The organism is Variovorax sp. 01T439_2, from assembly GCF_056398445.1.
This window is the reverse complement of record NZ_JBFTPJ010000410.1, coordinates 1-4927: the sequence shown is the minus strand read 5'-3', so window position 1 is coordinate 4927 and position 4927 is coordinate 1. Positions and strand designations below refer to the sequence as shown.

The 4927-nt window shown below is 70.2% G+C and carries 5 protein-coding genes and 1 pseudogene; 3 read left to right on the top strand and 3 right to left on the bottom strand.

Annotation, left to right across the window (positions count from 1 at the left end):
- Positions 1-514 (bottom strand): response regulator (locus tag AC1DOC_RS19040; protein ID WP_478130278.1); only part of this gene is annotated, 514 nt, incomplete at its 3' end.
- A 203-nt stretch (positions 515-717) separates the two neighbouring features.
- Here AC1DOC_RS19040 and AC1DOC_RS19035 point away from each other — a divergent pair.
- The 3 genes from AC1DOC_RS19035 to AC1DOC_RS19025 are packed head-to-tail and all read left to right on the top strand — an operon-like array spanning position 718 to position 4356.
- The gene (locus AC1DOC_RS19035; RefSeq protein ID WP_478130277.1) at positions 718-1137 is read left to right on the top strand and encodes an organic hydroperoxide resistance protein; all 420 of its coding nucleotides are present in this window, start codon (positions 718-720) and stop codon (positions 1135-1137) included.
- A gap of 51 nt (positions 1138-1188) precedes the next feature.
- Positions 1189-2562, top strand: coding sequence for an ATP-binding protein (locus AC1DOC_RS19030; RefSeq protein ID WP_478130276.1), 1374 nt, complete (start codon positions 1189-1191; stop codon positions 2560-2562).
- A gap of 3 nt (positions 2563-2565) precedes the next feature.
- Positions 2566-4356 carry a cytochrome c biogenesis protein DipZ gene (locus tag AC1DOC_RS19025; protein WP_436311606.1) on the top strand — a complete coding sequence of 597 codons (1791 nt, stop codon included), beginning with the start codon at positions 2566-2568 and terminating at the stop codon, positions 4354-4356.
- Positions 4357-4402: 46 nt separating this feature from the next.
- Here the strand turns inward: AC1DOC_RS19025 and AC1DOC_RS19020 are convergent, their stop codons facing one another.
- Both AC1DOC_RS19020 and AC1DOC_RS19015 read right to left on the bottom strand, forming a co-directional pair.
- Positions 4403-4645, bottom strand: coding sequence for a hypothetical protein (locus tag AC1DOC_RS19020; RefSeq protein ID WP_015867195.1), 243 nt, complete (start codon positions 4643-4645; stop codon positions 4403-4405).
- A 141-nt stretch (positions 4646-4786) separates the two neighbouring features.
- A pseudogene (locus AC1DOC_RS19015) lies at positions 4787-4927 on the bottom strand (bifunctional Delta(1)-pyrroline-2-carboxylate/Delta(1)-piperideine-2-carboxylate reductase); the annotation flags it as partial.

Genomic DNA, 4927 nt, shown 5'->3' with positions numbered 1-4927 from the left:
ATTCGGCACCGCTCAGCGCCACCATGACGCCGCTGTCGTCGATCAGGTGGCGCGCCACCGTGTCGACCTGCCATTCGCCGAAGCTCAGTTTCTGCGAGGGTTCGACCGCGCCCATGTTCGGCGGCAGCATGCGCGTGCGCCGCATCACGGCGCGCAGGCGCGCGAGCAGCTCGCGTGCGGAAAAAGGCTTGGCCAGGTAATCGTCGGCGCCCATCTCCAGGCCCAGGATGCGGTCGGCCTCCTCGCTGCGCGCGGTCAGCATCAGGATGGGCGTGGCCTTGTACTTGCCGGTGCGCAGGTCGCGGCACAGCGTGAGCCCGTCTTCGCCGGGCAGCATCAGGTCGAGGATGATCAGGTCGAACGGACCCGACTCTTCGAGCGCGGCGCGCATGTGGCGGCCGGTGGGCACCGCGACCACGCGCAAGCCGTTCTTCACCAGGTAGGTGGTGAGCAGTTCGCGGATTTCCCGGTCGTCGTCGACGATGAGGATGTGGTCGGAGGTCTTTGGCGTCATGGCGGTGAGCAAAAAAGGGTGGGTGCGGAAAGCGCTCCGCAGCCGCAATGTAGCCGCCCGGCCGCTTTGGGCCGGCGGTTTTGTATTCGCAAGTATCTGGCGCGGCGGGCGCCGTACACAGGCATACGCAATCCGCGCGGGCAGGGGGAAGGCGGCTCAACAATCCGTGCGTTCCCGAACCAACCCACCCCAAGGAAACCACCATGACCCRCATCGAAAAAGTTCTCTACACCGGCAAGACCCGCACCTCTTCGGGTGGCCGCGACGGCGAGGCGCGCAGCTCCGACGGCCGCCTGGACATCAAGCTCTCGTCGCCCGGCAGCGCCGGCAGGGGCACCAACCCGGAGCAGCTGTTCGCGGCCGGCTGGTCGGCCTGCTTCATCGGCGCCATGGGCAAGGCGGCAGGCAGGATGAAGGTCGCATTGCCGCCCGACCTGGCCGTCGATGCCGAAGTCGACCTGGGCACGGCGGGCAGCGAATACTTCCTGCAGGCGCGGCTGAACGTGAGCCTGCCGGGCCTGGACCGCGAAGTGGCGCAGGCCCTGACGGACGCGGCGCACCAGACCTGCCCCTATTCGAAGGCCACCCGCGGCAATATCGACGTTTCCATCCACCTGGTGTGAGCCAGCGGCGGCGTGCACGGCCGCGCCGCATGAACGAAGAAGAAGGTGTCCATGTCCACTCCCGCGAATCCTCCCGCGAACCTGGCCGGCGCTGTGCGCGGCTGGCGCCGGCTGCTGCCCGGCTCGCTGTTCTCCCGCGTGACGCTGATCATCGTGGTGGGCCTGGCGATTGCGCAGCTGCTCACCTTCGCGGCGATCCGCTACGAGCGGAACATGGCGCTGCGCGAGCTGATGATGATCGGCATCGAGCGCGACATCGCGAGCTCGGTCGCCATCCTCGACCGCCTGCCCGCGGCCGAGCGCGCCGGCTGGCTCGACCGGCTGGAGCGGCGCAACTACCGCTTCGTGCTGGGCGGCAGTGCAGAGGGCACCGAGCCCGGCTCGCTGCAGTCGCGGCAGTTTGCCGCGGCCATCGTCGACGTGATGCGCCCGTTCCAGGTCGTCAAGGTCGGCGAGGTGGCCTGGCCGCCCGAGGGCCTGCAGATCCAGGTGCGCCTGGGCGACGGGTCTTCCGTGGTCGTCCATGCAGTGCGCGTGGGCATGCCGGTGTCGGGCTGGGTGATGTGGCTGCTTGCGGCCCAACTGGTGGTGCTGGCCGTGTGCGCCTGGTATGCGGTACGGCTGGTGACGCGGCCGCTCGCGCAGCTTTCCGAGGCGGCCGACCGGCTCGGGCCCGACCTCAAGGGCCGCACGCTCGCGGAAGAGGGCCCCACCGAAGTGGCGCATGYGGCGCGCGCCTTCAACGCCATGCAGCAGCGCATTGCGGGCTACATGTCCGAGCGCGTCGAGATCCTCGCGGCCATCTCGCACGACCTGCAGACGCCCATCACGCGGATGCGGCTGCGCACCGACCTGATGGACGACGAGCACGACCGCGAGAAATTCCGCCAGGACCTCGACGCCATGCACTCGCTGGTGCGCGAAGGCGTGACCTACGCGCGCACGCTCCATGGCGCCGCGGAGCCGCCGCTGCGCATCGATGCCGACGCGCTGCTCGAGAGCATGGTGGCCGACTACGAAGACGTGGGCCAGCAGGTGCGGCTCGAAGGCAAGGCCGGCGCGCCGATCGTGAGCCGCCCGCATGCGCTGCGCCGCATCCTGATGAACCTGATCGACAACGCGCTCAAGTTCGGCAGCGAGGTGCGCCTGCGCGTGCATGCCGAAGAAGACGGCCGGCTGGTGCTGAGCGTGCTCGACAACGGCCCCGGCATTCCGCCGGACGAGCTCGACGCCGTGCTCAAGCCTTTCTACCGCGTCGAGAGCTCGCGCAACCGCAGCACCGGCGGCACCGGGCTGGGCCTGGCCATTGCGCACCAGCTGGCCATGGCCATGGGCGCCGAGCTCACGCTGAAGAACCGCACCGAAGGCGGGCTCGAGGCCCGGCTCGCGCTGGCCGCTCCGGCGCGCACCAACCTCCAGGACTGAATCATGCTCATCCTCTTCATTGCCTACCTGGGCGGGGTGCTCACCATCCTGAGCCCCTGCATCCTGCCGGTGCTGCCCTTCGTGTTTGCGCGCGCCGACCGGCCGTTTCGCTCGCACGGCCTGCCGATGCTGCTGGGCATGGCGCTGGCCTTTGCCGCCGTGGCCACGCTGGCGGCGGTGGGCGGCGGGTGGATCGTCACGCTCAACGAATACGGGCGCCTTGGCGCCATCGCGCTGCTCGCGCTGTTCGGCCTGACTTTGCTGTTCCCCGGCGTGGCCGAGCGCCTCGGCCGGCCGCTGGTGGCGCTGGGCGTCCGCATGTCCGAGCCGCGCGGCGGCGATGGCGCGGCACCTGCATCCGGGTTCTCGCCGCTGCTGCTGGGCGTGGGCACGGGCCTGCTCTGGGCGCCGTGCGCGGGGCCGATCCTCGGCCTGATCCTGACGGGCGCGGCGCTCAATGGCGCGAGCGTCGGCACCTCGCTGCTGCTGCTCGCCTATGCGGCCGGCGCCTGCACCTCGCTCGCGGCCGCGCTGCTGTTCGGCGGGCGGCTGCTCTGCGTCATGAAGCGTTCGCTGCATACCGGCGAATGGGTGCGGCGCGCCGCCGGCGCGGCCGTGCTGGTGGGCGTGGGCGCCATTGCGCTCGGGCTGGACACCGGCTTGCTCGCCCGCCTGTCGGTGGGCACCACGTCGGCGCTGGAGCAGGCGCTGGTGGACAGGATCAAGCCAGGCAAGCCGCAGCCGGAACCGGTCGCGCTGCGCGAAGACGCGGGCCTCCTGCGCGTGTCGGACAACCGCACGGCCCCGCCGCCCGCGCGCGAGCTCAGGGCCGAAGGTCGCTTTCCCTCCTTGGCCGGCGCCACCGAATGGATCAACTCCGCGCCGCTCGCGCCCGAGGCCCTGCGCGGCAAGGTGGTGCTGGTCGACTTCTGGACCTACTCGTGCATCAATTGCCTGCGCACGCTGCCCTACCTTCGTGCATGGGCCGAGAAGTACAAGGACGCGGGCCTGGTGGTCATCGGCGTGCATTCGCCGGAGTTCGCGTTCGAGAAGCAGCCGGCCAACGTGCGCAAGGCCGTCCAGGACCTGGGCATCGGCTTTCCGGTGGCGCTGGACAACGACTTCGCGATCTGGCGCGGCTTCGACAACCAGGCCTGGCCCGCGTTCTATTTCATCGACGCCGAGGGCCGCATCCGCCACCACCAGTTCGGCGAGAACCGCTACGACAAGGCCGAGCAGGTGATCCAGCAGCTGCTGGCCGAGGCAGGCCAGACCCGCATCGCCGCGGGGCTGGTGGCGCCGCTCGGTCAGGGTACCCAGGCCGCGCCCGGCGCCGAGCCGGCGCTCTCCGGCGAAACCTACCTGGGCCACGAGCGTGCGCACGGCTTTGCCTCGCCCGGGGGCATCGTGCGGGACCATGCGAAGGCCTACCAGCCCGCGGCCTCGGCGCTGCGCACCAACCAGTGGTCGCTGGCCGGCGACTGGACGGTGGAGGCCGAACGCGCCGTGCTGAACAGCGCCAACGGCCGCATCGCCTATCGCTTCCAGGCGCGCGACCTGCACCTGGTGCTGGGCCCGGCGGCCAACGGCAAGCCGGTGCGCTTCAGGGTGCTGGTGGATGGAAAGCCGCCGCTCGCGGACCACGGTTCCGACACCGACGCACAGGGCCACGGCGTGATCGATGCACAGAAGCTGTACCAGCTGGTGCGGCAGGCGGAGGGCAGCCGGGAGCGGCTGTTCGAGATCGAGTTTCTCGACGCCGGCGCGCAGGCCTACGCGTTCACTTTCGGTTGAGCGCTGACGCGGCTCGGGCGGGGGAGCGGGCGGCCGAGCCTGCCTGTCAGGCGGCCCAGGCGCTCAGCGAGAGCCGCCGCAGCATGTCGGTCTGGCGCGATTCCTCGGCATCCCGCAGGCTCTTGGCCGCGCGGGCCGCCACGTAGCTGACGTACAGCGTCTCGATGGCCTTGGCCCAGTCGTGCATCTTCTGGGACACCGCACCGGCCGAGGCATCCTCGGCCGGACAGGCGGGCACCTCGAAACCGGCTTTGCTGAGGATGGTGGCTTTCTGGAAGATGGTGAGCATGGGGCGGGCCTCCTGGCCTTTGGGTATGGGCATCAGGTTAGCGTTGGCGCAAGAGGCGTGCCATCCGCTGCATGACGTATGTGACTGTCGGTAAGCGAGCTTCCCGCTGCGCCGCGGCCGCGGTTTTCTAGGCCTTAAGCCTTAGGCCGGAATCGATTCGGCGTGCTGCCAGACCAGCGTGGCGGCCGCCAGGTCTTCGAGCGCGCTGCCCACGGCCTTGAAGACGGTGCGCTCTTCGCGGCCCGTGCGGCCCGCGCATTCGCCCCGGCAGAGTGCGGCCAG

What these genes read in the sequence shown, in the direction of transcription:
- AC1DOC_RS19025 (WP_436311606.1), top strand. Translation starts at nt 2,566, where the DNA reads ATGCTCATCCTCTTCATTGCCTACCTGGGCGGGGTGCTCACCATCCTG.
- AC1DOC_RS19020 (WP_015867195.1), bottom strand. Translation starts at nt 4,645, where the DNA reads ATGCTCACCATCTTCCAGAAAGCCACCATCCTCAGCAAAGCCGGTTTC.